The following is a 26320-nucleotide window of genomic DNA, read 5'->3' as shown; positions in this document are numbered from 1 at the left end:
CTCATTGGCGTGCCTCCCCGAGTCCGAGCATCGTGCGTGCTTCACGAGCCGTGGCGATCTCCCCGCCCAGGCTCTCGATGATGTCTCGCGCCTTCGCGACGAGCTGCGCATTGCTCTGTGCAAGCACGCCCTTCTCCAGATAGATGTTGTCTTCCATGCCCACGCGCACGTTGCCGCCGAGCAGCCATGCCTGCGCGACGATCGGGAACTCCATGCGGCCGATGCCGAAGGCGCTCCAGAACGCGCCGCGCGGCAGCATGTCGCGCGCATACAGCACGGTCTGCGGCGTCGGCATGAAGCCGTACTTCACGCCGAGCACGAAGGTCCACATGCCGGGGCCATCCAGCGTGCCATCCGCGATGAGGTCGAGCGCCAGGTGGATGTCGCCCGAATCGAAGATTTCCAGCTCGGGCTTCACGCCGGCTTCGCGCATCACCTTTGCCATGCGGCGCACGTTCTTCGGCGTGTTGATGACCACATCGGGGCCCGAGTTCATCGTGTTCAGGTCGAGCGAGCACACATCGGGCTTGATCAGCGCGATGTGCTCGACACGCTTCTCCGGCGGCAGCAGCGTGCTGCCCGGCGCGGCGACCTTCGGATCGTCTTCGCTCGGGACGAAGCGGCCGCCCGGGCCGGTCGTGAGATTGATGATCAGGTCGCGGTTGCTGCGGCGGATGCGGTCGACCACTTCACGGTAGAGGTCGACTTCCATCGAAGGCCGTCCGGTCTTCGGGTCGCGCACATGGATGTGCACCTGGCCCGCGCCGGCCTCTGCCGCTGCGAGGCATTCGTCGGCGATCTGCGTGGGCGTGATCGGCAGGTGCGGAGTCTGGTCGGGCTTCACGAGGTTGCCCGTGACCGCGCAGGTGATGAGGGTCTTCGCGTTCACAAGTGGCGCCCTCCGTCGACGACGATGCGCGTGCCGGTGACGAAACGCATCGTGGTTGCGAGTGCTTCGATCGCGCCCGCGACGTCTTCCGGCGAGCCGATGCGGCCGAGCGGCGTGGTCGTGGCCATCTTGGCCTTGAAGTCATCGCCGCGCCCCGGCACGAAGGCCGATTCGACCGCCCCCGGTGATACCGACACCACGCGCACTGCAGGTGCGAGCGCCTTGGCGAGTGCATCGCCCACCACATCGAGTCCGGCCTTCGCTGCAACGTATGCGAGGTTGCTGCCCACGCCGGTGAATCCGGCAATGGACGAGACGTTGACCACCAATGCGTCGCCGCTTGCCTTGAGCAGCGGTGCGAACACGCGGATGGTCGCGAACACGCCGCGGAAATTGGCGCGCATCAGGTCGTCGATGAGTTCGTCGGTCAGCGCTTCGAGATCGGCGGCGGGCACCGGTTGCGTGTGGCCGGCGCTGTTCACGAGGATGTCGCAGCGGCCGTACGTGGACTGCACTTCCGCAGCCGCTTTGCGCAGGCTCTGCGTATCGACGATGTCGGCGCGGGTCGCCGAATGGCGCTGTGCGTTTCCGCCAGGCAATGCGGCAGCACGCGCGGCGCCGTCATCGCCTTTGCGATGCAGCAGCACGCAGGTCGCGCCGAGCGTCGCGAGTCGGCGTGCCGTGGCATAGCCGATGGCGCCGAGTCCGCCGGTGATGACTGCGACCTTGCCGTCGAGTCGGGATGTGGGTTCGAAGCTCATGAAGTCCTGAGAAAGTTGAAATCGAGAAAGGAGTTCGGATTCAAGGTATCGGTGGGTGCGGGAACTTCATTTCGCCTGGTTCCAGCACGAAGTCGTGCTGCAGCGTGGCGTGGTTCGCGCCTTCCTGCGGCTCGAAGCGGCCGATCAGCCGGCGCGTGACGCCGAAGACCGGATCGCTTTCCAGGTTCTCGTCGTCGTCCGCGAAGACCTGCGTGATTAGTACCTTGTGCCCCGGCTTGCTCACCATGAAGTGCAGGTGCGCCGGCCGGTTGGGGTGCCGCTGCTGCGCGCTGAGCAACTCGCCGCAGGGCCCATCGGTGGGCACGGGATAGCCGGCGGGCCGCACGGTCCTGAGATGGAAGCGGCCTTCGCGGTCGGTCTTGAAGCGGCCGCGCAGGTTCATGTTTTCCTGCGACTCGTCCTGGTTCTCGTAGAGCCCGACCGGCGACGCCTGCCACACGTCGACCGTCGCGTCCGCGATCGGCTGGCCGCCTGCGTTGCGCACCGTGCCCGAGACTTCGAGCGGGATGCCGGGCGTTTCCGAGCGCGCGATGCTCTCGCCCGAATCGCACACCGGCGCGTTCGCGCGCCAGAACGGCCCGAGCAGCGCGGCGGGCGATTCGCCCTGCGGGTCCTGGTTGTTGAGCAGTGCGACCAGCGTCGACACGCCGAGCAGATCAGCGGCGAGCACGACCTCGTTCTTCTTCTCGCCGCTGGCCTGCCCGATGGCGACGATGAAGCCGAGCGCGCGCTCGAACTCCTCTTCGGTCAGCTTCACTTCCTGCACGAAGGCATGCAGGTGGCGCGTGAGCGACTGCATGACGGTGCGCAGACGCGGATCAGGGGTGCGGTCCATGGCGCGAGTCGCCATCTCGAGCACCGAATCTGGGGTGGTGACGATGTTCATGGTGGGAAAAGGTTGCTGCAATCGTTTGCATATTATTCGATTTTCCAGCGGGCGCATAGAATCCGGGAATTCCCTCGACCCCTATCAGGTATGGGTCTTGAGCAGGGACTTCGCGAAACCAAACGTTTGCATCAATGCGCCCAAACCAGTCTTCCACCGTCACCATTCGCGACGTCGCCCAGGCGGCGGGCGTGCATGTGTCGACGGTGTCGCGCGCGCTCAATCCGGACAAGCGCGGCCTCATCAGCGCCGAGGTGCTGCGGTCCGTTGAAGAGGCGGCGCAGCGGCTCGGCTACAGGCCCAACCGCGCGGCGTCGGCGCTGCGTACCGGGCGCACGCAGACCATCGGCGTGCTGCTGCCCGACATCACCAACCCGGTGTTTCCGCCGATCCTGCAAGGCATCGAAGCCAGTGCTGCGGCGCGCGGCTTCTTCGTTTTCGTCGCCAACGTGGCCGACCATGTGCTGGCGCAGCCCATCGTCGAGCGCATGCTCGCGCAGCGCGTGGACGGGCTCGTGATGGCGATCGCCACGCGCGACGATCCGCTGGTGGATTTCATCGCCAGGGAGCGCATGCACGCGGTGCTCGTGAACCGTGCCGACGAAAGCGGCCGCCTCCCGGCGGTGGTCAGCGATGACCGACTCGCGATGAAGCTCGCGGTGGATCACCTTGTCGCGACGGGCCATCGCCGCATCGCGCACCTGGCCGGCCCGCAGGACGTCCCGACCGGCGTGGCGCGCCGCCAGGGCGTCGAGCAGGCGCTGCGCGATCGAGGGCTTGAGATGGCCTGCGTCGCCGAATGCGAGGGCTACTCCCGCGAAGCCGGCGCCGCCGCGATGCGCAAGTTGCTGGACGAGAACGAGCGGCCCGATGCGGTGGTGTGCTGCAACGACCTCGTCGCGCTCGGCGCCTACGACGTGCTGCGCGAGCGTCGCATCGAGGTGCCGCGCGACATCTCCATCACCGGGCACAACGACATGCCGCTTGTCGACATGGTGAACCCGCCGCTCACCACCATCCGCCTGCCGCACCGCGAGCTTGGCTGGCGCGCTGCGGAGATGCTGTTCGACGAGATCGACGGCAAGTCGCTCTCGGCCTCCACGGTGGTCCTGCGGCCCGAACTCATCGTGCGCGAATCGACGCGCAAGTCCTGAGCGGAATCCTCAGAAGATCGAAAGCCCGGTCTTCGCCACGAACAGTTCGAGCGCCTTCAGCCCGAGCAGCGAATTGCCCGTCGCATCCAGCGCCGGCGACCACACGCACAACGTGAGCTGGTCCGGCACCACCGCGACGATGCCACCGCCCACGCCGCTCTTGCAGGGCAGGCCGATCGAGAAGGCCACGTCGCCGGCTGCGTCGTAGGTGCCGCAGGTGAGCATCAGCGCATTGATGCGGTGCGTGTGGCGTTCGGTGGTGATCTCGGGCTTGCCGTCAAACGGGTGCGCGCCGTCGCGGCACAGGAAGGCCGACGCCCGCGCGAGCTGCCGGCAGTCCATGTGGATCGCGCACTGGTTGAAGTACAGCGCCAGCACCTCGCCGACCGCGTTGTCGATCTTGCCGAAACTCTTCATGAAGTTGGCCAGCGCGATGTTGCGAAAGCCCGTCGCCGCTTCAGAAGCAGCGACTTCCTCGTCTAACTGGACGGCCTCGCCGCAGAGGTCCGACATGAAGGCCAGCAGCTCGGCCTTGGCGTGGCCCCGGCTCACGAGACGGTCTGCAACCGCGATGGCGCCGGCGTTGATGAAGGGATTGCGCGGCTTGCCTTGTTCATGCTCGAGTTGCACCAGCGAATTGAACGGGTTGCCCGAAGGCTCGCGACCCATGCGCTCCCAGAGCGCATCGCCGAGGTAGCGCATGGCGAGTGTGAGCGTGAACAGCTTGGAAATACTCTGGATCGAGAACGGCGTCGATGCGTCGCCCGCGCATGCTTCCACGCCTTCGCGCGTGTGCAGCGCGATGCCGAACTGCGTTGCCGGCACGCGCGCGAGCGCGGGGATGTAGCTCGCGACAGCGCCTTCCGCGCCCAGCAAGGGCCGGATCTCTCGGTCGATCGCGTCCAGGATGGGCTGGAATTTCATGGTTTCATACCCGCCGGTTGACCAGCACGATGCCCAGTGCCACGCCAGCCAGCGCAAGCATCAACTGCAGCGTGAGCGGCTCCGACAGCAGCACCACGCCAAACACCAGCGCGAAGAGCGGCGTGAGAAAGGTGAACGACGAAATGCGCGTCGCCGGATAGTGCCGCAACATCCACATCCACGCGAGGTAGCTCGCGAAAGCCCCGATCGCCGTCTGAAGCGCGATCGAGAACCAGGCGTAGCCCGAATACGAGAAGCCCCATTGCTCGCCCAGCGCAAGCGACAGCACCGGCAGGATCAGCGCCGTGACGGCGATTTGATAGAAGAGCGCCTTCTCCGCACTGGCGGTTGCGAGCCGCGTGGTGCGGATCGCCAGCGTCGTCAGCCCCCAGAGAATGCCGGCCATCAGCGCCAGCGCATCGCCATGGAGCTGCCCCGAAGTGCTGTGGCCGAAGCTCTCGCTGAAGGCCAGCACCACGCCGCAGAAGGCAATCGCGAGGCCGATCCATTGAACGCCGCGCAGCTGTTCCGATCGCACGAAGCGCGGCAACAGCAGCGCGACGACGAAGGGCGAGGTGTAGAGAAACACGGTGAGCCGCGACGCGCTGGTGCGTTGCAGCCCGAGGTAGATGCAGGTGAACTCGCCTGCGAACAGCGCACCGGCGAGCAGCCCGCCCTTCAAGGTGCCATCGCGCTCGAACAGCGGAACGCCCCGCCAGCGGCACCACAGCCACAGCAGCATGACCGCGCCGCTCATGCGGATGGCGGCCTGCCATAGCGGCGGCACTTCGGCGACGGTGGTCTTGATCAGGATCTGCTGCAGTCCCCAGAAGGCGCAGCAGGCGAGGAGGAGGGCGGTGGCGCGGGAGTCGAGGTGGTCCTTGCGGTCGGTCATTCGGTGTTTGTCTCTTCTTGTTCGTTGTCTTTGTTGGCGCGGCTCAGGGCGAGGCGAGCGGATAGCCAGGTTTGTCGCGCGTTCCGATCATGAGGTCGTTGACTACGTTCTCCACATCGGGCACCGCGCGCGCGCTTTTCTCGAGCCGCTCGCGCGTGCGCCTGTCTGGAACGCAGCCCTGCAGGTAGATCCAGCGCCGCTGCACCATCACCCATACGCTGCCGCGGCGCACGCCCGAGACGCCGTCGAGCGCCTTGCGTACCTGCGGCGCGATGGTCTTGTCGTAACGGTAGGCGTTGCTGTCCTTGCAGCGGCCTTCGAGCCAGCAGCTCGTGCCGCGTTCGAGGCGGGCATGCATCTGCGAGCGAACCTCGGCCTGCGTGTAGAGCGGCCCGAGCGGTGCAGGGCAGCCCGCAAGGCCGGACGACATCTGGAAGAAAGGGTCGTCGAAGAAATTGGTCCGCGCTTCGTCCGCGCCGTACGCGACCTGGACGCTCGCGCTCGCAGCCATCGCCGCGATCAGGCATCGGGCGCGCGTGCGGGCCTTCAAAGCGGGTGCTCGGTGTAGAAGCGTCCGCCGTGAAAGAGCAATGGCGAAGCGCCGGGGATGTGGGTGCAGCGCTCGACCTCGCCGACGAAGATCACGTGATCGCCTTCGTCGTAGCGGCTGCGGTTGAAGCATTCGAAACATGCGGCCGCACCTTCGAGCAAAGGCGCGCCGCCGACGCCTTCGGTGTAGGCGACCTGCGCCCAGCGATCGACGTTCTTCGATGCAAAGCGCTCCGCCAGATCCTTCTGGCTGGACGAGAGGATGTTGATCGCGTAGTGCGATCCGGCACTGAAAGCGGCCATCGAGGCCGCCCTGCGCGCGAGGCTCCACAGCACCAGTGGGGGATCGAGCGACACCGAATTGAACGAGTTCGCGGTGAGGCCGATGAGCGCGCCGCTTGCCGAGCGCGCGGTGACGATGGTCACGCCGGTGGCGAACATGCCAAGCGATGTGCGGAATTCGTCGGTCGAGAAGGTAGGCGGTTTCGCCTGGGCGGGAGCGGTCACGGAGCAGGGGGAAAGTAGACGGCTATTCTGGCCCATCCGGCACGAACGCGCCGGGCTTGCTCAGCCGAAGAACCAGTAGCCGACGGCGATCGCGGCAACCACGCCGGCGAGTTCAGCCAGCAGCGCGCAGCCCACTGCATGCCGTGCGCGCTGGATGCCGACTGCGCCGAAGTACACCGCGAGCACATAGAAAGTGGTCTCGGTGCTGCCCTGGATGATCGCGGCGACGCGCGCGGCAAAGCTGTCGACGCCCTGGCTCTTCATCGTCTCGATGAGCATCGCGCGTGCCGCGCTGCCGGAGAAAGGCTTGACCAGTGCAGTCGGCAGCGCGTCGACGAAACGTGTGTCCCACCCCGTGCGTGCGACCAGCCAGCGGATGCCTTCGAGCGCCATGTCCAATGCGCCCGAAGCGCGCAGGGCGCCGATCGCGCACAACATCGCGACCAGATACGGCAGCAGGTTCTTCGCGACGTCGAAGCCTTCCTTCGCGCCTTCGACGAAGCTCTCGTACACCTTCACCCGCCGCAGCGCACCGGCCAGAAGGAAGATGACGATCAGTCCGAAGAGCGTGAGGTTGCCGAGCAGCGATGAAAGCGACGCCAGCGCAGCCGAGGACAGCGTGGCGAGCAACGCCATGAACGCGCCCAGCAGCAGCGCGCCCGGCAGCAGGTAGGCGAGCACCACCGGGTCCCACAGCCGGAGCCGCTGCATGAAAGCGACCGAGAGCAGGCCCACCAGCGTCGATGCGCTGGTTGCAAGCAGGATCGGCAGGAAGACCAGCGTCGGATCGGCCGCGCCTTGCTGCGCGCGGTACATGAAGATCGTGACCGGCAGCAGCGTGAGCGACGACGCATTGAGCACCAGGAACAGGATCTGCGCGTTGCTCGCGGTCGTTGAGCTCGGGTTGAGCGTCTGCAACTCGCGCATCGCCTTGAGACCGATCGGCGTGGCCGCGTTGTCGAGCCCGAGCGCGTTGGCCGCGAAGTTCAGTGTGATCAGTCCCAGCGCGGGATGACCGGCCGGCACCTCGGGCATCAATCGTCGGAAGAGCGGCCCGAGCAGGCGCGCCAACAGGTCCACGATGCCTGCCGCTTCGGCGATCCGCAGGAAGCCCAGCCACAGGGTGAGCGTGCCGAAGAGCAGCACCATCACCTCGACCGAGAGGCGGGCCATGGCGAACAGGCTCTCGACGAGTGCGGCGAAGACGGCAGCGTCGCCGCCGATCAGCCAGCGGCCAAGCGCGGCCACCGCCGCCGTCAGGAAGAAACCGAGCCACAAGCCGTTGAGCACGCGCCGATCATAGGGGCGCGAGCCCGACAATCGTGGCCATGAACATCACTCGAAGGGAACTCCATCGCGCCGCGATCTGGCTGGCGCTCGGGAGCATGGCCGCGCCCCTGCGCGCGCGGGCACAGAGCGCACCGCGCTGGTCTGCGAATCCGTTTGGGCTCGGCGTGGCCAGCGGGCAGCCGCGGCCGGACAGCGTCGTGCTGTGGACGCGACTCGTGCCCTCGCAAGCGGACGATGCGATCGGTGACAGCGCCCTCGTGGTGAAGCACGAGATCTTTGCGGATGCGGAACTGCGCCGCCCGGTCGCGCGCGGCGAAACGGTGACGGATGCATCGCGCGCGCACAGCGTGCACGTGATCGCGCAGGGCCTGCAGCCGCAGCGCGACTACTGGTACCGCTTCACCTGCGGCAATGCGGTGAGCAAGGTCGGCCATACGCGCACCGCGCCGGCCGAGGGCGCGGATGTCAGGCGCATGCGATTCGCGCTGGGTTCGTGCCAGCACTACGAGCAGGGCTACTACGCGGCGCACCGGGAGATCGGCGGGCGCGATCTCGATTTCGTGCTGTTCGTCGGCGACTACATCTACGAAGGCAGCAACCCGAGCAACGCAGTCCGCCAGCACGGGACGAAGACACCGCACACGTTGGACCAATACCGCGACCGCCATGCGCTGTACAAGAGCGATGCCGATCTGCAGGCCGCGCATGCTGCGCATCCGTGGATCCTGACCTGGGACGACCACGAAGTCGTCAACGACTACGCGGACGATCGCGACCCGGCGTACACCGAGCCCGAACGCTTCCTGCGTCGTCGTGCGGCGGCCTACCAGGCCTACTTCGAGCACATGCCACTCGCGCTGCCCCCGCAGGGCGCGGCAATGCGCATCCACGATCGCTTTGCCTGGGGTCGACTCGCCGAACTCTGGACGCTCGATTGCCGGCAATTCCGCAGCCATCACGCCTGCCCCGATCCGGAGCGCGACCATGGTCGCACGCTGGTCGAATGTGCCGAGCTCGACGATGCGAAGCGCACGATGCTTGGCGCGGATCAGGAGCGCTGGATCAAGCAGGGGCTCGCAGGCTCGACGCGGCAATGGAAGCTGGTCGGCCAATCCACGCAGATGAGCGCGACCGGCTTCGATGCGCCCGAAGGCCGCAAGGTCTGGACCGATGGCTGGGACGGCTATCCAGAGGCCCGCCGACGCTTCCTGCAAGGGGCGGAAAGCGCCGGCGCGCGAGATCTCGTGGTGCTAGGCGGCGATGTACATCGGCATGTCGCGGCGGATCTGCGTGTGCGGCCGAACGATCGAGCCTCGCCGATCGTCGCCACCGAGTTCGTCGGCGGCTCGATCACATCGCGCGGCGCGAGTCGGGCATCGATGGACCGAATGCGCCGCGACAACCCCGACGTGAAGCATGCCCGCGGCGACGAACGCGGATATGCGCTTTTCGAACTCACGCCCGGGCGCATGCAGTGCGAGTTCCGCACGACGGAGCACCCGGTACAGGAGCGCGCCACGTTCGCGACGCAGGCGAGCTACGTGGTGGAAGCGGGCCGGCCGGGCGTGCAAGCCGCCTGACCGCGGGGCTTACTCCAGCGCCGAAGCCGGTCCGAAGAACTCGTAGCGCGCCTGCTGGTCCGGCACGCCGATCGTGCTGAGGGCGCGCTTCACCTGCTGCATGAAAGGCTTCGGTCCGAGGAAATACGCCTCGACCGAGCGCTTGTCGCCCGGCAGCCATTGCGCGAGCTTTTCCGCGTCGATGCGGCCGACGGCGTGCGGCGCCTCGGCCTTGTCGGCCGGGGCTTCCTCGTAGCAGTAGAAGCGCTGCAACTGCGGATGCTTGTGCGCCAGCGCATCGATGGTGCGGCGGAACGCGTGCACGCCGCGCGTGCGCGCGCAATGGATGAAGTGCACCGGGCGCGATGTCTTCAGCGCAGCTTCGAGCATGGCGAGCGTCGGGGTGATGCCGACGCCGCCGCTGATCAGCACCAGCGGGCGGTCGCTGTTCGTGAGCGTGAATGCGCCTGCCGGTGGGAACAACTCGATCGTGGCGCCTTCCTGCACGTCGTCGTGCAGATGGTTCGATGCGACACCGCCGTTCTCGCGCTTCACGCTGATGCGGTAGGTCTTGCCGTTCGGCGCTGCCGACAACGAGTAGTTGCGGCGGACTTCCTGGCCGTTCACCTGCAGACGCAACCCGATGTATTGGCCGGGCTGGAAGTCCACGACCGGCTGGCCGTCGACCGGCTCCAGGTAGAACGAGGTGATCTCGTCGCTTTCGACTTCGCGTCGGATGATCTTGAAATCGCGCGCACCGCGCCAGCCGCCCGGCGCCTTCTCGTTGGCGTCATACGCGGCCTTCTCGGCGCCGATCAGGATGTCGGCCAGTTGCTGGTAGGCAGCGGCCCATGCGGCGATGACCTCATCGGTCGCGATCTCCGCGCCGAGCACCTCGCGAATCGCGCGCAGCAGGCAGGTGCCGACGATCGGGTAGTGCTCCGGCTGCACTTGCAGCGCGACGTGCTTGTTGACGATCTGCCCCGCGAGGTCGCCGAGCGCTTCGAGCCGGTCGATGTTGCGCGCATACATGAGCACGCCGTTGGCCAGCGCGCGCGGCTGCTCGCCGCTGCTCTGGTGCGCCTGATTGAAGAGCGGGCGCACTTCCGGGAACTCGCCCAGCATGATCTTGTAGAAGTGGGTCGTGAGCGCTTCGCCGCCGGTCTCGAGCAGGGGCACGGTGGCGGTGATGATGGCTTTCTGTTGCGTCGTGAGCATGGGAACCAGATCCTTGAAGTGAGATGCGGATGCCCAGGAGATTGCAAGCGCCGTTCCAGGCGGCCGGTCCTTATGAATCAATGACTTGCGCAGGAGTGATGTCTTCTTGACAGCGGTAGGATGCTGTCGTTTTGACTTCATGCGTGTCGGATTGACATGAACTCCCAGCCACTGCTCCAGGCCATCATCCCGCTGGTGGCCGACATTGCGCGCGAGCTTCCCGGTGCCGAGCGCTATCGCCGGCTGCTGGAGGCGCTGCGCTTCCTCATGCCTTGCGACGCCGCCGCGCTGCTGCGTCTGGACGAGGGCTGGCTGGTGCCGCTCGCCGTCGACGGATTGAGTGCCGACACGCTCGGTCGCCGCTTCCGCGTGGACGAGCATCCACGATTTGCTTCGTTGCTTGAGGCGCCCGGGCCGCTGCGCTTTCCAGCGGACAGTCCGCTCGCCGATCCCTATGACGGATTGGTGGAGGGCCATGAAGGCCACCTCCCGGTGCACGACTGCATGGGGTGCGTGATCCGGCTCGACGAAAAGCCCTGGGGGCTGCTGACGCTGGATGCGCTGACGCCGGAGCGGTTCTCGCGTCAGGACCTCGATGCGCTGCAATCCTTTGCCAGCCTCGCTGCGGCGACCGTGAGCGTCACCGGGCATATCGAACAACTCGAATCCCGCGTCGTGCAAGAGAGCCTCCGTGCGGAGGGCTATCGCCTTGCGGCCGCACCGCGCACACGCACGCTGATCGGCCGTAGCCCGCCGATGCGTCAGTTGCAGAAGGAGATCGAGCTGGTTGCCGGCAGCGACCTGACGGTGCTGATCCAGGGCGAAACGGGCGTTGGCAAGGAACTGGTCGCCGAGGCGCTGCACGCCGCCTCGAAGCGCGCGGCGCGGCCGATGGTCAGTCTCAACTGCGCAGCGCTGCCCGAGACGTTGGTCGAGAGCGAACTCTTCGGCCACGTGCGCGGCGCTTTCACCGGCGCGGTGGGCGAGCGGCCCGGCAAGTTCGAGCTGGCCGATGGCGGCACGCTGTTCCTCGACGAGGTCGGCGAACTTGCCCTGCCGGTTCAGGCCAAGCTGCTGCGCGTGCTCCAGAGTGGGCAATTGCAGCGACTCGGTTCCGATCGCGAGCATCACGTGGACGTGCGGCTGATCGCCGCGACGAATCGCAATCTCGCCGAAGAGGTGCGTGCGGGGCGCTTGCGCGCGGACTTCTATCACCGCCTGAGCGCCTATCCGCTCCAGGTGCCGCCGCTGCGCGAACGGGCGCGGGACGTGCTGCTCTTGGCCGGTTTCTTTCTCGAAGAGAACCGGTCGCGTCTGGGCCTTGGCGGTTTGCGACTGGAAACGAGCGCGCAGACTGCATTGCTCGGCTACGACTGGCCGGGCAATGTTCGCGAACTGGAGCACTTGCTGGGCCGCAGCGTGCTGAAGGCGCTTGGCCGGCAGCCGCGGCGGCCGCGCATCCTGAGTCTGGTGGCGGAGGACCTTGATCTGCCGCAGGTCCGGCCACTTGCAGAGGCTGTCGAAGCGCGAGAAATCGGATCGTCGGAGGCGCCAGCCATCGGGCCGATGAGCGAGGCAGTGGATGGGTTCAAGCGTGAGCTCATCGCGTCCGCGCTGAGCCGCCACGATCACAACCTGGCAGCCGCGGCGCGCTCGCTGGGGATGGATCGCGGGAATCTCGCACGCCTCGCCAAGCGCCTGGGCGTGCCGACCGACAAGGGCCGCTGAAGCGCGCTCAGCCCTTGGGGCGCGGGGGCGGCACCTCGATGACGAGGTCCGGGCGGAAGTTCTCCTGCTCGCCCTTAGACATGTAGCCGAGCGGATTCGCGATCACGCGGCAGCCGTCCTTCACATAGTCGAACTGGCAGTGCAGATGCCCATGAAGCCAGAGATCCGCGCGAGGCAGCAGTTCGTCGAGGTTGTTGCAGAAGCCGGCGGTGCCCGGTGTGAGGCCGTAGCGCGGATCGGCACTGGCGAGCGTAGGCGCGAAATGGGTGATGGCGATCGTCGTGCCATCGAAGTCCTGCGCCAGCGCATCGCGCAGCCAGGCTTGGCATGCCAGCGACTGTTCTCTCAATGGCTCGGCGAGGAAGGTCTCGCCGTGGCGGACCGTGGCCGCCTTCTCCAGATAGAAGTTGGCGGCCCGCATGGCTTTGCCGCGCTTCTTGAGCGCCTCGGTCATCGTGTCGGCCGGCTCGACGAGGGCGTCGAAATCGGCCCAGAGCGTGGTGCCGATGAAGCGCACGCCATCGATGACGCGGGTTTCGCGCTCGAGCCAGCCGATATCCAGCGCGTCGCAGAGTTCGCGCAGCCGGCCGTGGACTTCGTCGAAATCGGCTGCGTCGTATTCGTGATTGCCCGGCACGTAGATCACCGGAACCGGCCATCCATGGCGCGGTGAAAACCGGGAAAGGCCGAAATCGGATTCCAACAGCCGTGATCCAGGTTGATAGGAGCCTATGTCGCCCGCGAGCACCAGAAGATCAGCGTCTGGCGCAGGAGCGATCTCCAGCTTCGGATGGACTTCGATATGGAGGTCTGAGAGGAGCTGGAGCTTCATGGATGCAGTCTAGGTGAGGGCGTTATGCATGAGACGCATAGTTTCGGGCTTGAGTATCTAGGGAAAACCCTTAATCTACGACCCATCATCATTTCAGGAGCGCGTCACCGCGCACCATCATGTCTACCTTGCTTGCCCAAGTGGCACGTTTCTTCCGTTCCTCCAGCCCTGCGAATGCCAATCTGGCCACCACGCTGATGGAAGCCGCCGACGGCCGCGCCGGAACGGACGCACATCATGCGCAGGAACTGCGCGCAGCCGCCAGCGCCTGGCTGAGCGTCATCCGCTAAACGGGGTTTCTCGACAGCGGTGCCGTCCCCGCAAACGCAGCGGCGGCGGACCGCAACAAGGCCTGCCGCAGCCATTCATGCGCATGCCCATGTTGCGCGCGGCGGTGCCAGAGTGCATCCACATGCACCGGCGGCTGCTCGAAAGGCAGGTCGCGCAGGACGAGCTGGTCCTGAATGCCGGTCACCCGCACGAAGTGGCGCGGCATGACCGTCAGCAGGTCCGAATTGGCAACCACCCGGCCGGCAGTGAAGAACTGATTGACGGTGACCACGATGCGGCGCTCGCGTCCGAGCGCGCCAAGCGTCTGGTCGATGAAGCCGTACGGCCGTCCTGAAAAACTCACCAGCAGGTGGCGCCCCGTGCAATAGGCGTCGAGCGTCAGGGGTGCTGACGCCAGCGGATGGTCCTTCCGCATCACGCAGACGTATTCGCCGACGTACAGGCGCATGGTTTCGAAAGGGGTTCCGACCTCCGACTGGCCTCGGGCGGCAAGACTGGCGATCACGGCGGGGAAATAGCCGATCGCCATGTCGACTTCCTCGTTCTCGAGCATGCGCCGCGGATCGCGCGTGGTGAGTGGCAGGACGCGCAGGGACACGGCGCGCGCCTCGTTTTCGACGATCTCGACCAGGCCCGGCATGAGTTCCGCGGCTGTTGCGTCGGCCATCGCCAGCAGGAAGCTGGTGTCGGCAGCGCCGGCATCGAACTCGCCGGGTGCAAGCGTGTGCTGCAACTGGCGCAGCGCATCGCGGACCGCAGGCCAGAGCGCCAGGGCGCGCGGCGTGGGCTCGACGCCGGCACCAGAGCGGCGGACCAGTTCGTCACCCAGCACATCGCGCAGGCGCCGCAGGGCATTGCTGACGGCAGGCTGGGTGATGGAGAGATTTCGCGCGGCGCGTGTGAGATTTCGCTCGGCCATCACCTCGTCGAAGACGCGGAGCAGGTTCAGGTCCAGTGTGCGGAAGTTGACATCCATCATCGCTATGAATGGTAAACATCAAGAAGATAAATTGGCAAAACACTAGGGTAACCCCTAATATCAGACCATCGTTCCCGGACTTGCGTCCATCTTGGAGGAAAACATCATGACAAGCTTCGTACACGTAGAGACCCCTGCCAACCATCCCGGCGTTGTTCGCGCCGAGGCCGTGATCAATCAGGTCCGCACTGCCCGCCGCGGCTTCGACGGCGCTCGCGGTCTGGCCGCGCTGCTGCTGGCCGCGATCGTTTCGTCGGTTCTGGTCGCCGCCGACCGGCTCATGTCCACCACGGAAGAAGGGGGCCTTCTGGTTGCCTGGGCCGTGCTGTGGGGCGTGGCCTTCGTTGCCATCGCGCTGTTTGCCGGCACCGCCCGCTCGCTGGCCGAGCGCCTGATCGTCGCCACTCGCAAGAGCGCGCGCCGCCGTGCTGCCGCCCGTGCCGACGCGCAATTCCTGGCTTACGCGAAGTACGACCCGCGCATCCTGCGCGACCTGCAGGTCATCGCCAGCCGTCAGGAAGCTGCCTGATCTGGTCGCCTGGTCAGTCGACTGCCCCGCGCGGAAGCGGGCCAATAAAAAAAGCCGCCCTCGGGCGGCTTTTTTGTTTGCGCTAGCTGGCCTCAAGCAGCGAGGCGCTGCTCGATCGCGGCCTTGGTCGCCGGCAGTTCCTTCGGCAGATGGTGCGCCAGTTGCTGGAACAGCTCGGCGTGCAGCTTCAGCTCGGCCTGCCATGCGGCCTTGTCGATGCTGGTGACCGTTTCGAACTGCTCGGCGCTGAAGTCCAGGCCGGTCCAGTTGAGGTCTGCATAGCGGGGGCTGACGCCGAAAACGTGCTCGCTGCCCTCGGCCTTGTTCTCGATGCGGTCGATCATCCACTTCAGGACGCGCATGTTCTCGCCGTAGCCGGGCCACACGAACTTGCCGTCGGCGCCCTTGCGGAACCAGTTGGTGGTGTAGATCTTCGGCAGCTTTGCACCTGAGGCAGCGAGCTTCTTGCCCAGATCGAGCCAGTGCTGGAAGTAGTCGCTCATGTTGTAGCCGGCGAAGGGCAGCATCGCGAACGGATCGCGGCGCACCACGCCCTGCTGGCCGAAAGCAGCCGCAGTGGTTTCAGAGCCCATGGTGGCAGCCATGTACACGCCTTCGACCCAGTCGCGGGCTTCGGTCACCAGCGGCACCGTCGTGGAGCGGCGGCCGCCGAAGATGAAGGCGTCGATGGCGACGCCCTTCGGGTCGTCCCATGCCGGGTCGAGTGCCGGATTGTTGGTCGCAGCGACCGTGAAGCGGGCGTTCGGGTGAGCGGCCTTGGCGCCGGTTTCCTTGGCGATCGCGGGCGTCCAGTCCTTGCCCTGCCAGTCGATCGCGTGGGCGGGGGCTTCGCCCATGCCTTCCCACCAGACGTCGCCGTCGTCGGTCAGCGCCACGTTGGTGAAGATCACGTCGCGGTCCAGGCTGGCCATGCAGTTCGGGTTGGTCTGCAGGTTGGTGCCGGGAGCCACGCCGAAATACCCGGCTTCGGGATTGATCGCGTAGAGCTTGCCGTCGGCACTGGGCTTGATCCAGGCGATATCGTCGCCGATGGTCGTGACCTTCCAGCCGTCGAAGCCGGCCGGCGGGATCAGCATTGCGAAGTTGGTCTTGCCGCAGGCGCTCGGGAAGGCGGCGGCCACGTGGTGCTTCTTGCCCTCGGGGTTGGTCACACCGAGGATGAGCATGTGCTCGGCCAGCCAGCCTTCGTCGCGGCCCATGTTGGAGGCGATGCGCAGCGCGAAGCACTTCTTGCCCAGCAGCGCGTTGCCGCCGTAGCCCGAACCGTAGCTCCAGATTTCGCGCGTTTCAGGGTAATGGACGATGTACTTCGTCTTGTTGCAGGGCCAGGCCACGTCTTGCTCACCGGCTTCGAGCGGTGCGCCGACGGTATGGACGCAGGGCACGAACTCGCCGTCATCGCCGAGCACGTCATAAACGGCCTTGCCCATGCGGGTCATGATCTTCATGTTGACCGCCACATAGGGGCTGTCGGAGAGTTCGATGCCGATGTGCGCGATCGGCGAACCCAGCGGGCCCATGCTGAACGGCACCACATACATGGTGCGGCCTTTCATGCAGCCGTCGAACAGCGGCTGGAGCGTGGCGCGCATTTCGGCCGGATCCATCCAGTTGTTGGTCGGGCCGGCCTCTTCCTTCTTGGCCGAGCAGATGAAGGTGCGGTCTTCGACGCGCGCGACGTCGCTCGGATCGGAACTCGCGAGGTAGGAGTTGGGACGCTTGGCCGGGTTGAGCCGCTTGAAGGTACCGGCATCGACCATCTGCTGGCAGAGGCGGTCGTATTCCTCGGTGCTGCCGTCGCACCAGTGGATCGCGGCGGGCTTGCACAGCGCGGCCATTTCGGCCACCCAGGCGATCAGTTTTGCGTTCTTGACATAGGAGGGTGCCTGCATGGCAAGACCCTTCAGCGGTGCGTTCATCAAAATCTCCTAAGTTGAAAATCGTCTTTTCAAAGGGGACTCAGCCTCTCGGCAGCGAGATCCATCGGAGAAAACGTTTCAATCTTTTTGGGGAGAAGCCGGGTCGCAACCAGCCATTTATGCCCGCTTGCGCCGAGGCCGTCTGTCGGCCTCCGGCTTTTTTTGGAGCGGGGAGCGGGGACGAAGTGCCCCGCGAAGAAAAAAATCAGGCCACGTAGATGGCGATGGACGCCAGGAGCAGCATCAGGACGCCGCCGGCGATGGGCAACACCAGGGGCATGAGATGGACGACCGACTCGACCGCGTCTTTTTCGACGGCGGCGGCGTGACCGGGCTCAACGGGGGTGGGATGGGACATCGTTCTTCCTCGGGTTCTCGGGACTGGCGGGTATTTTACCGGCCGGGTTGCAATTGGGCGTCTAGGGGGTTCCCAGACCCTCAGTGCTGCTCGTCAGCTTCGAATCCGGCGGCCCGAAGCGCGTCCAGCACACTGGAGAGATGTTCCCGCCCCCGGGTCTGCAGGACCAACTCGACATCCACGTTTTGCGCGGTTTGTAGCGTGAAGGCGCGCTGGTGGTGCACCTCATCGATGTTGGCGCCCGCTTGCGCTACCGTGGCCGTGATATGGGCCAGCGACCCCGGCACGTCCCGCGCGCTGACGCGAACTCGCGCCAGCCGCCCCGCCCGGACCATGCCGCGTTCGATGATGGCGGCCAGCAGCAGCGGGTCGATATTTCCGCCCGACAGCACCAGCCCGACCCGCTTGCCCCTGAATCGCTCCGGATGCCGGATCAGCGCCGCCAGCCCGGCCGCGCCCGCGCCTTCGACCAGCGTCTTCTCGATTTCAAGCAGCATCAGCACCGCCTGCTCGATGTCGCCCTCGTCGACCAGCACGAGGTCGTCGACCAGCTTGGCGATGATCTCCTGCGTCAGCACGCCCGGCGTGCCGACCGCGATCCCTTCGGCGATCGTGTTGGTGCCTTGCGCGTAGGACGTTCCTTTGACCGCGTTCACCATGGCCGGGAAGCGTGCCGTCTGCACGCCGATGATCTCGATGTCCGGCTTTCGCGCCCGCGCCGCCACGGCCATGCCGGCGATCAGACCGCCGCCGCCGACCGAGATGACCAGCGTGTCGAGATCAGGCACCTCGTCGAGCATTTCGAGCGCGATCGTTCCTTGCCCCGCGATGATGAGGTTGTCGTCGTATGGATGCACGAAGGTCAGGCCTTCGCGCTCCGCCAGTTCGAGCGCGTGGGCGCGCGCGCTTTCCAGCGTGTCGCCATGCAGCACCACTTCGGCGCCGAAGCCGCGCGTGCGTTCGATCTTCACCCCCGGCGTGAAGCGCGGCATGACGATCAATGCGCGCAGGCCCAGCCGCTGTGCGTGATAGGCCACCCCCTGCGCATGATTGCCTGCCGACATCGCGATCACGCCGCGCGTGCCTGCTTCCGAGAGCTCGACCAGTTTGTTACATGCGCCGCGTTCCTTGAACGAAGCAGAAAACTGCAGGTTCTCGAACTTGAGGAAAACCTGCGCGCCCACGATCTCCGAAAGCGTGCGCGACTCGACGCAGGGGGTTTCCAGTATTTGCCCCTCGAGGCGCCGGGCGGCTTGCTCTATGTCTTCGATTTGAACCATTGCGGGCAACGTGGATGGATTTGCAACATCGGGATTTTTACTCTTCGTCAGGCTTCCCGAAGCCAAAAGTCTGCGCTATGGTCGCTCCCAGATTCAGTTTGTCCCCTGGAAGGTTCCCCGAATGGTCAAGCGTTCCGGCGTCGATGTCATGGCTGCGGCTTCCCGCGGCCATGCATTGCCTTCGCCCGGACTCAAGGAAGCGCCGGTGCTCGAGCTCATGTGCTCGCACTTCGTGCTCACGCTGGCCGCAAAGCAGGGGCCCCGTTTCAACATCCGCCGCGACCTCAACGGCCTCCTGTCGTTGACCGGCCGACACCTCGTGTGGCCATTGCCCGTGCTGCAGCGCCTGCGTGAGTTCCTCGCACGGCGCTGCCTCGGGAACGACATCTGGAAGGGCGTGGACGAATACGACGGCCGCACGCTGCTGGAGCGGCACGGCGTGTGGCGCGGCCCCTACGAAGAGGGCACGCTCTTCTTCTACCTCGACGAATACGCGAAGGACCAGCCCAAGGACCTGCTGTCGGTGCTCTCCGTCACGCGCGACTGGCTTACGCATGCGTTGCGCAAGCAGTCGACGCTGGTCGAAAAGAACATCGACGCGCTCGCAGGCCTGCTGCAGCTGAACAAGGCCGAACGCGCGCTGCTCCTGTACGGCACGCTCGCGCGCTACCAGCGCGACTTGCGCTCGCTGCTGGTCGAATTCAAGGTCAACAACGCGCCTGAAGCCTATGCAGCGATTGCCGAAGTGGCCGGCGTCAACGCGAGCGAGGTGGGCGAGGCGCTGCGCGCCGGCTCGCGGCTGGAGCGCATCGGGCTCGTCGAGAACCTGATCTCCGAACACAACATCACCGATCTCGCCGATCTCATGAAGGTCAGCGAGAAGCTGCCGCCCGTGCTGATGCGCGAATACCGCGATCGCAATGAGCTGATGGCGGTGTTCACGCGCCCATCGGCCAAGAGCGCGCTGACGGTGCACGACTTCTCCTTCGTCGAGGAAGACGCGCAGATGCTCGTCACGCTGCTGCGCGCAGCCGTCGCGCGCAAGGAGCCTGGCGTCAACGTGCTGCTCTACGGCCCGCCGGGCACCGGCAAGACCGAGCTCGCCAAAGTGGTCGCTCAGGCCGCGGGGCTGGAACTCTTCGAAGTCGAGTATGCGGATCGCGACGGCAACTCGCTGTCGGGCCGCGACCGCTATCGCTCGCTGCAGATCGCGCAGGTATTCCTCAAGGGAAGCGAACAGGCGGCGCTGCTGTTCGATGAAGTCGAGGACGTGTTCCCGCCCATCAGCACCGAGGCCGCGCAGATCATGGCCCGCGCCGAGCAGGTGCCTTCGCCGACCAGCGGCAGCGTGAGCGGCAAGGCGTGGGTCAACCAGATCCTCGAATCGAACGCGGTGCCGACGCTCTGGGTCACGAATCGCATCGAGCAGATCGACCCGGCCTTCCGCCGCCGCTTCGCGTATCACCTCGAACTCAAGTCGCCGCCGCCGGGTGCGCGCGAGCAGCTGGTGCGCAAGACACTCGAAGGCGTCTCGGTGTCGGACGAATTCACCGCAAAGCTGGCCGCGCGAAAAGGGCTGACGCCTGCGCAGATCCGCACGGCGGTGCGCTTCGCCGAACTCGCGAGCAGCGACGGCCGCTCGATGGAGCGACTCATCGAGCGCCAGTTGAAGAACGCCGACCTCGCACTCGGCAACTTCGATGGCCTGGGCATGCGCCGAAGCGTGACCACCTACGACCTCGACATGCTCAATGTCGAGACGCGCTTCGAGATTCCGCGCATCGTGGAGGCGCTCAAGGTGCGCGGCCACGGCACGATGTGCTTCTACGGCGCGCCGGGCACCGGCAAGACCGCACTCGCAGAACACATCTCCAAGGCCATCGGCCGGCCGCTCATCATCAAGCAGGCGAGCGACCTCATGAGCAAGTACGTCGGCGAGACCGAACAGAACATGGCCGCCATGTTCAAGGAAGCCGAAGTCGAGAAGGCGGTCCTGCTGCTCGACGAGGCGGACAGCTTCCTGCAGGATCGTCGTGGCGCACAGCGCACCTACGAGGTGACCGAGGTCAACGAGATGCTGCAGGGCATGGAGCGCTTCGACGGCATCTTCATCTGCACGACCAACCTGCTCGATCGGCTCGACCAGGCGGCGCTGCGGCGCTTTACGTTCAAGATCAAGTTCATGCCGCTCACTGCTGAACAGCGCGAGCGCATGTTCGTCACCGAGGCGCTCGAAGGCGATGCGTCGAAGATGACGAACGAGATTCGCGGCCGCCTCGCGAAGCTCGAGCAGCTGTGCCCCGGCGACTTCGCGGCGGTGAAGCGCCAGGTCGACATCCTTGCGGCGGAGTTCTCGCCGAACGAGTTCCTGGATCAGCTCGACGCCGAACATCGCATCAAACCCGAGGTGCGAGAATCGCGCGGCATCGGCTTCGTCCACTGAAGCCCGTCATATCCGAGACCATCCGCGCGCGGCTTCCGGTGCGCAGGGAGATTCATCGATGAGAGGAGTCCGCATGTTGGACGCGGCGTGCCGCGTCATGACATTGGCTGCGCTTGCAACGATCGCCGCATGCGGTGGCGGCGGAGGAGGAGGCGGCGGCGTCGCATTGCCGCTGACCGTACCCGTCGCGACCACCAGCGATCCCATCGTTGCGTCGTCGACCGTCGCGGGCCAGTGCGCCGCGCCCCGCAACGGCATCGACCCCGACACCGGCGCGGCATTCCCCGATCGCCAGGGCTCATTCGAAACCGAGAAAGCCTGGATCCGCGGCTGGATCGACGAAACCTACCTGTGGTTCGACGAAGTGCCGACCAATCTCGTCGCCGCGAACTACGCGACGCCGATCGACTACTTCAACGCGCTCAAGACACCAGCGCTGACCGCGAGCGGACGGGCCAAGGACCGCTTTCACTTCACGCAGGACACGGCCAGCTATCGCGCGCTTTCGCAGGGCGGCATCGACGTGGGCTATGGGTTCGAGCTCGCATTCCTCAGCCCTGCGCCGCCGCGAGACGTCCGCGTGGCCTACCTGGAGCCAGGTTCGCCGGCGGAGCAGCAGGGCATCGTGCGCGGCACGAAGCTCATCACGATCGACGGCATCGACGTCGCTGCGGGCGCAAATGTCGCCGGGCTCAACGCCGCCCTCAACCCGGCCAACGTAGGCGAGTCGCACACTTTCGCGCTGCGCGCGCCCGACGGCAGCGAGCGTACCGTCAGCCTGGTTGCGTCGAGCATCACCCGCACGCCCGTGCAGAACGTGAAGACCATCCCCACCGCCAGCGGGCCGGTCGGCTACATGCTCTTCAACGATCACCTCGCGACGGCCGAGGTGGGGCTGATCGGCGCAATCAATCAGCTCAAGGGTGCCGGCATTTCCGATCTCGTGATCGACATGCGCTACAACGGCGGCGGCTACCTGGATGTGGCGAGCGAGCTGGCCTACATGGTGGCGCCGGCGGCCGCGACGAGCGGCACCGTCTTCGAGCGGATGCAGTTCAATCGCAAGAATCCATTCCATGTGACGACGGCCCAGGCGACGGTGCCGTTCTATTCGACGTCGCGCGGCTTCTCGATGCCGGCGGGCCAGGCGCTGCCGCAACTCGGCCTCTCGCGCGTGACCGTGCTGACCGGGCCCGATACCTGTTCGGCGAGTGAGTCTGTGGTCAACAGCCTGCGCGGCGTCGGCGTCACGGTCAATCTCGTTGGTGGCGCGACCTGCGGCAAGCCCTACGGCTTTTTCCCGCAGGACAACTGCGGCACCACCTATTTCGCGATCCAGTTCCAGGGTGTGAACCAGCAGGGCTTCGGTGACTACGGCGATGGTTTTGCGCCTACCTGCGCCGTGGCGGACGACTTCGATCACGCCCTGGGCGATCCGGCGGAAGGGCGACTCGCCGCCGCATTGGCGCTGCGAAGCTCAGGCGTCTGCCCGACGCCATCGACGAGCAAGGCCGATACGACGCGTAGCAAGGCCGAGGCGCTTGGAACGACGTATCTCGTGCGCCCGCCGGTCCGCGAAATCCGGCTCGTGTCGCCGCAGGTGGACAGCCCCGGTTAGAACGACGCGCAGACGCGCAGCACATCCGCGCCGTAGGCTTCGAGCTTCTTGGCGCCGATGCCGCTGATGCCCTGCAGATCCTCGAGCGTCGCTGGAGCGCGTTCCGCGATGGCTGCGAGCGTGGCGTCGTGAAAGATCACGTAGGCCGGCAGGTTGTGCTCGCGCGCGACTTCGCCGCGCCAGGCCTTCAGCGCGGCGAAGCGCGTCTGGCCGCTCGTATCGAGCGTCGCGGCCGCCGGCGAGGGCGCACCGCGCGATGCCTTTTCGCGCTTCTTTCGCTCTGCCGGTTGCGAGACCGATTCGCGCAGCATCACCTGCGTTTCGCCCCTGAGTACGGATCGCGACCCTTCGGTGAGCTGCAGGGTGTTGAACGCCTGCGCGTCGACCGACAGCGCGCCGATCGCGATCAACTGCCGCAGCACGCCGCGCAATTGGGGCTCGGTGAACTCGGTCCCGATGCCGAACGTGCTGACGCGCTCGTGGCCGTACTGCTTGACCTTCTCGGTCGTCTTGCCGCGCAGGATGTCCATGATGTGTCCTGCGCCGAAGCTGATGCCGCTTTGCTGCTGCACGCGGTAGATCGTGGAAAGCAGCTTGCGCGCGGCGTCCGTGCCGTCCCAGACCTGCGGCGGCGTGATGCAGTTGTCGCAATTGCCGCAGGGCACGCTGTTCTCGCCGAAGTAGGCGAGCAACCTGACGCGCCGGCAATCGCTGGCCTCTGCGAGCGACAGCAACGCATCGAGCTTGCCGCGCATGACCTGCTTGAATTCTTCGCCGGCAGGGCTTTCGTCGATCATGCGGCGCTGGTTCACCACGTCCTGCAGGCCGTAGGCCATCCAGGCGTCGGCCGGCTCTCCATCGCGACCGGCGCGGCCGGTTTCCTGGTAGTAGCCTTCGATGTTCTTCGGCATGTCCAGATGCGCGACGAAGCGCACGTCCGGCTTGTCGATGCCCATGCCGAAGGCGATGGTCGCGACCATCACGATGCCTTCTTCGCGCAGGAAGCGGTCCTGGTGCTTCTGCCGCACCGCGGCGTCAAGGCCTGCGTGATAGGGCAGCGCGTTGATGCCCGCGTCGCACAGCGACTGCGCCACGTCTTCGACGCGCTTGCGCGACTGGCAATAGACGACGCCGGCATCGCCTTCATGCTCGCGCTCGATGAAGCGCAGAAGCTGCGTGGTCGCGTCCTTCTTCTCGACGATGGTGTAGCGGATGTTCGGCCGGTCGAAGCTGGAAACGAACTGGCGCGCCTCCTCGAGCTGGAGCCGCTCCACGATGTCGGCGCGCGTGAGCGCATCGGCGGTGGCAGTCAGCGCGATGCGCGGTACGCCGGGATAGCGCTCATGCAGCACCGTCAGCGCGCGGTACTCGGGGCGGAAGTCATGACCCCACTGGCTCACGCAATGCGCCTCGTCGATCGCGAACAGCGAGAGCTTGCCGCGCTCATTGAGCGAATCGAGCTGCGAGAGGAAGCGCGGCGTCGTCACGCGCTCGGGCGCTGCGTAGAGCAGGGTGATTTCGCCGCGCATCAGCCGGCGTTCGACTTCCTGCGTTTCTTGCCAGTCCAGCGTGGAATTGAGAAAGGCCGCGCTCACGCCCGCTTCATGAAGTGCGCCCACCTGATCGTGCATCAGCGCGATCAGCGGCGACACCACCACCGTCACGCCCTGGCCGGTGCGGTGCCGCGCGATCGCGGGGATCTGGTAGCACAGCGACTTGCCGCCCCCCGTCGGCATGAGCACCAGCGCGTCGCCGCCGGCGGTGACGTGTTGCACGATCCCCTGCTGGGGGCCGCGGAATTGCGCGTAGCCGAAGACGTCGTGGAGGATCTGTTCCGGCGCGGCGGCGAAGGATTCGGATGGCTGGGCGGACAAGGCTGTTGTACTTCTGGAGACTGCTGGAGCGGCGCACGCACCTCCCGTGCGGGCGGAAGCGCCATTGTCTCCGAACCGTCGCAAGCGCTAGCGGCCGTGCACGAGCCGCACCAGATCGCTCTGGCGGCGCCTCCCCGTCTTGTCGAATATGGAAGTCAGATGGGTGCGTACCGTCGCCGGGATCACGCTTTTCTCGTGTGCGATCTCTTCCACCGTCCTGCCCGCCGCGATGCGCTCAAGGATGAAACGCTCGGCGGTTGTCAGCCTGAAATGACTGCCCAGGCAGGTGAGCCAACGGACCTCGTCTTCCGGCCGGGCGCATCCGTCCAGAAGGACCATCAGGACCTTGGCGCGTGGCCAGGCGGCGGCATAGGCGGGCGACTCGCGGACCTGCGACACGCACACGACCAGTCTTCGTATGTTTCCACCGTCGGCGATCAGCGAATCGGCCTTGGTTGGGCCAGGGCCCGATCGCCTGACCAGCGCGTGGAGATCGGCTGCTTCGAGGCTTCCCACCTGGACGAGCGAGTTGTGGACCTGCCGCACGCCGCCCCCGTCGCGCAGCAGCTGCCGTGCCGGCGCATTCGCGAATTCGATTTGAGCGTCCTCCCGCAGGACCAGCGCCGGCATAGGAAGGGCATCGAGCGCCATCGACTGGTCCTGCCGGGAATTCGAATCGCGAGAAACCCGCCAGTGCATGCGTATCGCGTGCTGGACCGGGGCCCAGTAACGCCTCACCAGGTGCCTGTCTTCCTGCGTGAACGGACGCTCGCCAAAGGGGCGTCCGACCACCAGGTGCGTGACCGGGGCGAACGGGTCGGAGGCGTCGCATACCTTGAGGGCCAGCTTGTGTCCCGCGCCGCCGAAGCGCCCGTATTCGTTGTAGTAGATCGAGCGCTGGACGCCCGCATCCGAAAGGAACTCGCTCCCGAAGCGAACTTCGCCCGCGGTCTCGAAGAAGTGCTTTCCGGCGACTGCCTGGAGCCACGGATCGTGCGCCGCCCAGTAGGACTTGTAGCCCGACAGATTGGTGGAGGTTCCCTCGACGATCCCGAGGTGCGGCCCGGTTGCGTCGACACCGGGCGTGAAGATGGCGCCGCCGAGAGCGCCGAGATCCTGGGCGACCTGGTGCAGCAGCGCGGGCCATTTCGCAGCATCCAGCGAAGCCGCGTTTGCCAGTTCGTAGAGCGACAAGACATTGGTCACCGCACTCTCCAGAGGCTTCGGAGAACAGCGTCGGATGATATGAGGCTTCGATCCTTCCCGGTGCCTGTCGACCCTCAATCAGGGTGAGAGGCTCCGCAGCGCCGCGGCGCGATCGCCGTTCACGGAAATCACGCACTGTGCGTCCTGGCAGGCGTTGCGAACCTTTGCAATCCACTCACGCTGATTGCTCTGGATGCGCGACGGGTTGGAAGTCCCCTGCATCGCGAGACCGAAGGCGCTTGCCATGTCACGGTCCGATTCAGCCGCCTGTGGGTTCGAGCAGATGATTCTTTCGGAGGCGGTCGCGGCCTTCCGGCAATCGAAGCTTGCCGCGATGGGACTTCCGGGGGCGGTCGCGCGCGTGGGCTGGAGGCTCGCCTGCGGGTCGTTCCTGGCGGAGAGATCCGGGCCCGGCGCCGTCGGGTCCTGTGACTTGTTCGTCATCGCGGACTTGGCCGTATCCACCAGGCCCTTGCCGGCCTGGTCGACCAAGTCGACGAGGGATTGCTTGAACTGCGGAAATCCGGAGTCCGCCGACGCGGGCCCCGCCAGCAGTGCGAGCACGATCAGTGCGTTGAGTCTTGACATC

The 26320-nt window shown here is 66.0% G+C and carries 24 protein-coding genes; 7 read left to right on the top strand and 17 right to left on the bottom strand.

The annotated features are described in order from the left end of the window. Window position 1 precedes the first annotated feature (1 nt). From FHW64_RS23235 to FHW64_RS23225, 3 genes are read right to left on the bottom strand one after another with little or no spacing between them, the layout of a single operon-like run. Window positions 2-889, bottom strand: coding sequence for a 3-keto-5-aminohexanoate cleavage protein (locus FHW64_RS23235; protein WP_184530595.1), 888 nt, complete (start codon window positions 887-889; stop codon window positions 2-4). Continuing rightward, window positions 886-1650 carry an SDR family NAD(P)-dependent oxidoreductase gene (locus FHW64_RS23230; protein WP_184530594.1) on the bottom strand — a complete coding sequence of 255 codons (765 nt, stop codon included), beginning with the start codon at window positions 1648-1650 and terminating at the stop codon, window positions 886-888. The genes FHW64_RS23235 and FHW64_RS23230 overlap by 4 nt, the downstream gene beginning before the upstream one ends. Before the next feature lie 40 nt (window positions 1651-1690). Next, window positions 1691-2557, bottom strand: coding sequence for a dioxygenase (locus tag FHW64_RS23225; RefSeq protein ID WP_184530593.1), 867 nt, complete (start codon window positions 2555-2557; stop codon window positions 1691-1693). Window positions 2558-2691: 134 nt separating this feature from the next. Here FHW64_RS23225 and FHW64_RS23220 point away from each other — a divergent pair, with 134 nt between their 5' ends. Continuing rightward, window positions 2692-3711: a LacI family DNA-binding transcriptional regulator gene (locus tag FHW64_RS23220; protein WP_184530592.1), complete on the top strand. Its 1020-nt coding sequence runs from the start codon at window positions 2692-2694 to the stop codon at window positions 3709-3711. 9 nt (window positions 3712-3720) lie between these two features. Here FHW64_RS23220 and FHW64_RS23215 read toward each other — a convergent pair whose 3' ends face one another. From FHW64_RS23215 to FHW64_RS23195, 5 genes are read right to left on the bottom strand one after another with little or no spacing between them, the layout of a single operon-like run. After that, entirely contained in the window at window positions 3721-4635 is a 915-nt protein-coding gene (locus FHW64_RS23215) for a glutaminase (protein WP_184530591.1), read from the bottom strand. Window positions 4636-4639: 4 nt separating this feature from the next. Further along, complete coding sequence (locus FHW64_RS23210) at window positions 4640-5530, bottom strand: DMT family transporter (protein WP_184530590.1); 891 nt, start codon at window positions 5528-5530, stop codon at window positions 4640-4642. A 43-nt stretch (window positions 5531-5573) separates the two neighbouring features. Continuing rightward, a complete protein-coding gene (locus FHW64_RS23205; RefSeq protein ID WP_260306296.1) occupies window positions 5574-6080 on the bottom strand; it encodes a BON domain-containing protein in 507 nt (168 codons plus the stop codon). After that, window positions 6077-6622 carry a flavin reductase family protein gene (locus tag FHW64_RS23200; RefSeq protein ID WP_184530589.1) on the bottom strand — a complete coding sequence of 182 codons (546 nt, stop codon included), beginning with the start codon at window positions 6620-6622 and terminating at the stop codon, window positions 6077-6079. Before FHW64_RS23200 ends, FHW64_RS23205 begins: the two co-directional genes overlap by 4 nt. A 24-nt stretch (window positions 6623-6646) precedes the next feature. Further along, complete coding sequence (locus tag FHW64_RS23195; RefSeq protein ID WP_184530588.1) at window positions 6647-7876, bottom strand: nucleoside recognition domain-containing protein; 1230 nt, start codon at window positions 7874-7876, stop codon at window positions 6647-6649. Between the two features lie 38 nt (window positions 7877-7914). Between FHW64_RS23195 and FHW64_RS23190 the strand changes: the two genes are divergently transcribed. Further along, window positions 7915-9456: an alkaline phosphatase gene (locus FHW64_RS23190; RefSeq protein ID WP_184530587.1), complete on the top strand. Its 1542-nt coding sequence runs from the start codon at window positions 7915-7917 to the stop codon at window positions 9454-9456. Window positions 9457-9465: 9 nt separating this feature from the next. Here FHW64_RS23190 and hmpA read toward each other — a convergent pair whose 3' ends face one another. Beyond that, window positions 9466-10653, bottom strand: a complete 1188-nt coding sequence (gene hmpA, locus FHW64_RS23185; protein ID WP_184530586.1) for an NO-inducible flavohemoprotein — start codon at window positions 10651-10653, stop codon at window positions 9466-9468. A gap of 156 nt (window positions 10654-10809) precedes the next feature. Here hmpA and norR point away from each other — a divergent pair, with 156 nt between their 5' ends. Then, complete coding sequence (norR, locus tag FHW64_RS23180; protein ID WP_184530585.1) at window positions 10810-12381, top strand: nitric oxide reductase transcriptional regulator NorR; 1572 nt, start codon at window positions 10810-10812, stop codon at window positions 12379-12381. A gap of 7 nt (window positions 12382-12388) precedes the next feature. On the opposite strand, the gene FHW64_RS23175 is transcribed toward norR, so the two are convergent. Further along, window positions 12389-13213, bottom strand: a complete 825-nt coding sequence (locus tag FHW64_RS23175; RefSeq protein WP_184530584.1) for a metallophosphoesterase — start codon at window positions 13211-13213, stop codon at window positions 12389-12391. A gap of 119 nt (window positions 13214-13332) precedes the next feature. Between FHW64_RS23175 and FHW64_RS23170 the strand changes: the two genes are divergently transcribed. Beyond that, window positions 13333-13503 carry a hypothetical protein gene (locus FHW64_RS23170; RefSeq protein WP_184530583.1) on the top strand — a complete coding sequence of 57 codons (171 nt, stop codon included), beginning with the start codon at window positions 13333-13335 and terminating at the stop codon, window positions 13501-13503. Here the strand turns inward: FHW64_RS23170 and FHW64_RS23165 are convergent. After that, window positions 13500-14480 carry a LysR family transcriptional regulator gene (locus tag FHW64_RS23165; protein ID WP_184531089.1) on the bottom strand — a complete coding sequence of 327 codons (981 nt, stop codon included), beginning with the start codon at window positions 14478-14480 and terminating at the stop codon, window positions 13500-13502. The two genes, FHW64_RS23170 and FHW64_RS23165, sit on opposite strands and share 4 nt — an antisense overlap. 109 nt (window positions 14481-14589) lie before the next feature. Between FHW64_RS23165 and FHW64_RS23160 the strand changes: the two genes are divergently transcribed. Next, window positions 14590-15012 (top strand): hypothetical protein, encoded by a 423-nt coding sequence (locus tag FHW64_RS23160; protein WP_184530582.1) that lies wholly within the window; start codon window positions 14590-14592, stop codon window positions 15010-15012. A 92-nt stretch (window positions 15013-15104) separates the two neighbouring features. On the opposite strand, the gene FHW64_RS23155 is transcribed toward FHW64_RS23160, so the two are convergent. From FHW64_RS23155 to FHW64_RS23145, 3 genes are all read right to left on the bottom strand, one after another. Further along, entirely contained in the window at window positions 15105-16952 is a 1848-nt protein-coding gene (locus FHW64_RS23155) for a phosphoenolpyruvate carboxykinase (GTP) (protein WP_184530581.1), read from the bottom strand. A gap of 205 nt (window positions 16953-17157) precedes the next feature. Continuing rightward, complete coding sequence (locus FHW64_RS23150; protein WP_184530580.1) at window positions 17158-17310, bottom strand: hypothetical protein; 153 nt, start codon at window positions 17308-17310, stop codon at window positions 17158-17160. An 80-nt stretch (window positions 17311-17390) separates the two neighbouring features. Then, window positions 17391-18590: a threonine ammonia-lyase gene (locus FHW64_RS23145; protein ID WP_184530579.1), complete on the bottom strand. Its 1200-nt coding sequence runs from the start codon at window positions 18588-18590 to the stop codon at window positions 17391-17393. Between the two features lie 121 nt (window positions 18591-18711). On the opposite strand from FHW64_RS23145, the gene FHW64_RS23140 reads away from it, so the two are divergent. Together FHW64_RS23140 and FHW64_RS23135 are read left to right on the top strand one after the other, a co-directional pair. After that, entirely contained in the window at window positions 18712-21033 is a 2322-nt protein-coding gene (locus FHW64_RS23140; RefSeq protein ID WP_184530578.1) for an ATP-binding protein, read from the top strand. Window positions 21034-21106: 73 nt separating this feature from the next. Then, the gene (locus tag FHW64_RS23135; protein ID WP_260306295.1) at window positions 21107-22651 is read left to right on the top strand and encodes a S41 family peptidase; all 1545 of its coding nucleotides are present in this window, start codon (window positions 21107-21109) and stop codon (window positions 22649-22651) included. Here FHW64_RS23135 and recQ read toward each other — a convergent pair. The 3 genes from recQ to FHW64_RS23120 form a co-directional block, all read right to left on the bottom strand. Beyond that, on the bottom strand, window positions 22648-24525 hold the full coding sequence (recQ, locus tag FHW64_RS23130) for a DNA helicase RecQ (RefSeq protein WP_184530576.1): 1878 nt from the start codon (window positions 24523-24525) through the stop codon (window positions 22648-22650). The genes FHW64_RS23135 and recQ overlap by 4 nt on opposite strands. Window positions 24526-24612: 87 nt before the next feature. Next, entirely contained in the window at window positions 24613-25731 is a 1119-nt protein-coding gene (locus FHW64_RS34765) for a helix-turn-helix transcriptional regulator (protein ID WP_184530575.1), read from the bottom strand. A gap of 78 nt (window positions 25732-25809) precedes the next feature. Beyond that, window positions 25810-26319, bottom strand: coding sequence for a lysozyme inhibitor LprI family protein (locus tag FHW64_RS23120; protein ID WP_184530574.1), 510 nt, complete (start codon window positions 26317-26319; stop codon window positions 25810-25812). Window position 26320: the final 1 nt, after the last annotated feature.

It is taken from the genome of Variovorax sp. Sphag1AA, assembly GCF_014192575.1.
GTDB lineage: Bacteria > Pseudomonadota > Gammaproteobacteria > Burkholderiales > Burkholderiaceae_C > Variovorax.
The sequence above is the reverse complement of the archived record's forward strand: the minus strand, read 5'-3'. Positions and strand labels throughout refer to the sequence as shown.